Here is a 2,983-nt window from a genome sequence, read left to right on the forward strand (position 1 = left end):
AACGGCTATTCTCAAAATTTGAAGTGCAATCTAAATCGTGAATACAAAATCAAACTCGGGGTGAAAATAGATTTTTAGGAAAAAAGTTTTTGGAGTGCAACATCCGTGATGTTGCAGTGTTGTATAAAATATCACGGATATTTTACTCCAAAATGCCATAAATGTATAAAATATCACCCCTGTGAAATCCCAGTGAAATCCCAGTGAAATAAAAAAGATAAAATCATTTCACGGGATAAATAAAAAAGATAAAATCATTTCACCCGAATGAAATATCGAAAAAAATAGATTTCACTGGGCAGGCGGGATAAATAAAACAGATAAAAGCATTACACGAGGCAGGTGGATATTTTATTTAAAAATTTTACTCCAAACTTGACAACTATTTTACCTATTTGAGAATGTGTCTCAATCTTATTTGGAGTAAATATGAAAAATATATTCTTGGAAAATCTAAAAGTTTATATGGGCAAACACAACATGCTCTGGTCGGTTGAAAGACAGACAATTGCAGAAAAAGTGTCTGCTTCAAACAACCACTTTACAGCTGATAACCTTTATATTGATTTGAAACAAAGCGGAAAGGATATATCACGGGCAACTGTTTACCGCACCTTGGAAATATTGGAAAAAAGTGGCTTGGTTTCCAAAATTCAGCTTAAGAGTGGAAAGCATCTCTATGAAAATATTATAGGATATTCTCACCATGATCATATGATTTGTGAAAAATGTGGCAAAATAATCGAATTTTATTCTGAAGAAATAGAAAAAATACAAAAAAAAATTTGTACAGACAATAATTTCAAAATGACAGGGCATACTATGAGAATTTGTGGAATATGTTCCGAATGTCAAAAGGACGAAGAAAGGAAATAATGAATCTAACGGAATTGAAATCTGGAGAACGTGCAATAATTGAGAAAATAGTAGGCGGAAATCAAATGCAACAAAAAATGGATAATCTTGGAATTCGTATAGGAGTTTCAGTTAAGAAAATCAGCTCGCAATATATGCGGGGTCCAATCTCTATCCAAGTGGGAAGCACTCAAATAGCACTTGGATACCGTATGGCTCAAAAAATAAAAATAAAAAAGAGCTAAAATTCCCAATGAAAGGAATGAAATTTTATGGATAAAATACTTTTAATGGGTAACCCGAATGTGGGAAAAAGTGTAATATTTTCCCGCTTGACCGGTGTGAAAGTAATCGCCTCAAATTACCCGGGCACTACAGTGGAGTTTACAGAAGGTAAATTAAATATTGATAATAAAAAAGTTAATGTAATAGATGTTCCCGGAACTTATACTTTGGAACCCACCTCAAAAGCCGAAGAAGTTGCTACCAAGATGCTGGATGAAGCCATAGAGAAGAAAGATAGTATTATTCTGAATGTGATTGATTCTACAAATTTGGAACGAAATCTTAATCTCACTCTTCAACTTTTAGAGAAAAATATTCCAATGATTATTGTGCTTAATTTCTGGGATGAAGCAAAGCATACCGGCGTTGGCATTAACATTGATCAATTGCAAAAAGAACTCAATGTGCCGATTGTTACAACCTGCGGCATAACCGGCGAAGGAATCAAGGAATTAGTCAAAGAAATTCCAAAAGCCAAAATTAGTAAAATTAAATTTGACCAGTCTGATAGATGGAAATTTATCGGAGAGATAGTGGAAAATAGCCAAATCCTCACGCATCGCCATCATACATTTTTGGAAACCTTGGGTGATGCTTCCATTCATCCCATAACCGGATTTCCAATTGCAATTTTGGTTTTATATCTTGCTTTTACGATTATTAGATTCGTAGGCGAATCGCTCATCGGATATGTTTTCGAGCCATTATTTAGTAATTTATGGGCACCACTTATGATGAAACTTTCTGCTCTATTGGGTAGCGGTGGATTTGTTCATGACATTCTAATTGGCAAATTAATAGGAGGAGAGATCGTGTTCACAGAATCTCTCGGCATTCTCACAACTGGTCTTTTCGTACCTATCGCTATGGTTTTGCCGTATATTATTTCTTTCTATTTCGTGCTTAGTTTTCTCGAAGATTCAGGCTATTTACCCCGACTTGGAATAATGGTTGATAATTTTATGCATAAAGTTGGCATTCACGGGCTTGCAATAATTCCTATGCTTTTGGGTATCGGTTGCAATGTGCCCGGTGCTCTCAGCACGCGTATTTTGGAAACGAGAAGAGAAAAATTCATTGCCGCTACCTTGATGGCGATTGCTGTTCCTTGTATGGCACAAATCGCCATGGTTTTCGGGTTGGTAGGTGAATACGGAGCAAAAGCTCTTTTTATGGTTTTCGGAACTTTACTTGTTGTCTGGATAATTCTGGGGTTTATTCTCAATAAAACAGTCAAGGGTGAGAGCCCCGAAATTTTTATGGAAATCCCTCCTTATCGTCTTCCGTATTTTAAAGGATTGTTGGAAAAAATATTGATGCGAGTTGTCTGGTTTATCAAAGAAGCCGTGCCATTCGTCCTTTTAGGAGTTTTGGTCGTAAATATTCTTTATTCCCTCGGAATTATCCAATTTGTAGGTGAAGTAACCGCTCCGGTTGTAACCGGTCTTCTGGGATTACCAAAAACCGCTGTAGGTGCATTGATAATCGGTTTTCTGCGTAAAGATGTTGCGGTCGGCATGCTCGTTCCTCTCGGACTTACTATGAAGCAGATGGTTATCGCTTCCGTTGTGCTCACTATGTATTTCCCTTGCATCGCCACTTTTGCGGTACTGATCAAAGAACTGGGAATTAAAGATATGATAAAATCTGCCCTCATTATGATAATTGCAACATTGTTGGTAGGAGGATTGTTGAATTTGATTTTGTAAATTTGGCAGTTAGCAGCCCGCAACTGCTTTTTTTATGATTACCGTTTGAAAATAAAAGACAATATCAAATAAACTTTAAAATCAAACTGAATCAATTGATTGAGAATGAGACTCAGTCAACAGAAAGAAAGGAA

3 protein-coding genes are annotated in these 2,983 nt (G+C 36.2%); all 3 read left to right on the top strand.

Annotated features, from left to right (window positions below):
* The first annotated feature begins 429 nt into the window (after positions 1-429).
* From U9P79_05770 to U9P79_05780, 3 genes are read left to right on the top strand one after another with little or no spacing between them, the layout of a single operon-like run.
* Positions 430-876, top strand: coding sequence for a transcriptional repressor (locus U9P79_05770; GenBank protein MEA2104131.1), 447 nt, complete (start codon positions 430-432; stop codon positions 874-876).
* Entirely contained in the window at positions 876-1,100 is a 225-nt protein-coding gene (locus tag U9P79_05775) for a FeoA family protein (GenBank protein MEA2104132.1), read from the top strand. The genes U9P79_05770 and U9P79_05775 overlap by 1 nt, the downstream gene beginning before the upstream one ends.
* A 27-nt stretch (positions 1,101-1,127) precedes the next feature.
* Positions 1,128-2,849, top strand: coding sequence for a ferrous iron transporter B (locus U9P79_05780; protein ID MEA2104133.1), 1,722 nt, complete (start codon positions 1,128-1,130; stop codon positions 2,847-2,849).
* The last annotated feature ends 134 nt before the right edge of the window (positions 2,850-2,983 follow it).

The organism is Candidatus Cloacimonadota bacterium, from assembly GCA_034661015.1.
Lineage (GTDB): Bacteria > Cloacimonadota > Cloacimonadia > JGIOTU-2 > JGIOTU-2 > JAYEKN01.

Excerpts from the sequence above, each read along its gene's own strand:
- U9P79_05770 (MEA2104131.1), top strand. The coding sequence starts at position 430 with ATGAAAAATATATTCTTGGAAAATCTAAAAGTTTATATGGGCAAACAC.
- U9P79_05775 (MEA2104132.1), top strand. The coding sequence starts at position 876 with ATGAATCTAACGGAATTGAAATCTGGAGAACGTGCAATAATTGAGAAA.
- U9P79_05780 (MEA2104133.1), top strand. The coding sequence starts at position 1,128 with ATGGATAAAATACTTTTAATGGGTAACCCGAATGTGGGAAAAAGTGTA.